This is a genomic window from Vibrio sp. YT-19(2023), from assembly GCF_033337395.1.
This window is the reverse complement of the sequence record NZ_JAWOQN010000629.1, coordinates 1-647: the sequence shown is the minus strand read 5'-3', so window position 1 is coordinate 647 and position 647 is coordinate 1. Positions and strand designations below refer to the sequence as shown.

Sequence of the window (647 nt, the reverse complement as noted above, 5' to 3'; positions counted from 1 at the left end):
CAGAGGTGCGCACCTTAGGTTTTTTTGTTACAAGTTTAAAACGAAAAAAAGCATTCGTTACGACAAAAATTATTTGTCGATTTATCGCGCCTTACAGTGATTGTGTGTCAATAGTTTAGCGAATAAAACCAGTGAAAAAATCATGGGCATTGAGTTTGAAATTCGCGCAAAAAACGCCCGGATTTACTTGCGCAAGGCCATGCATATTGGCGTTATTGGAACAAAAATCACAACAGAAAAGATTTTTTAGCCACTATAAATTTTACGAAACTTATACAAAAGGTGGTCTTAACCAATGTCCCCCCCACTTTCTTTACGAAAGACGCTTATTTCCCAATGATGCCTGATAACACCTCTTTTATTGTGGTATAGCGCAGCGGTAATGTGCGCCCCCGTTTTTTGACTAAATACAAATCTTCATAAACGGTTTGTTTTAGTTGCGCGACGTGCAATTCTTCTCTATTTGGAAAGCTTTCTACTGCACTTTGAGGCAACACCGTAAATCCCAATCCTTTGCTAACTGGCAATAATATTTGGCTTAATTGATTGACGAAGCCCGAAAGCGGCATGTCACTCATTTTTGTCTCTTTTAATTGTGGCTCTGCACATTGGTCAAAAAACAACGTCATATAGTGCTCGGCATCGGG

Annotated in this window: 1 protein-coding gene; it reads right to left on the bottom strand. The window is 39.4% G+C overall.

The annotated features are described in order from the left end of the window. Positions 1-326 precede the first annotated feature (326 nt). Positions 327-647, bottom strand: a 321-nt coding sequence (locus tag R7E78_RS27550; RefSeq protein ID WP_318058807.1) for a LysR substrate-binding domain-containing protein, incomplete at its 5' end; no start/stop codon positions are given.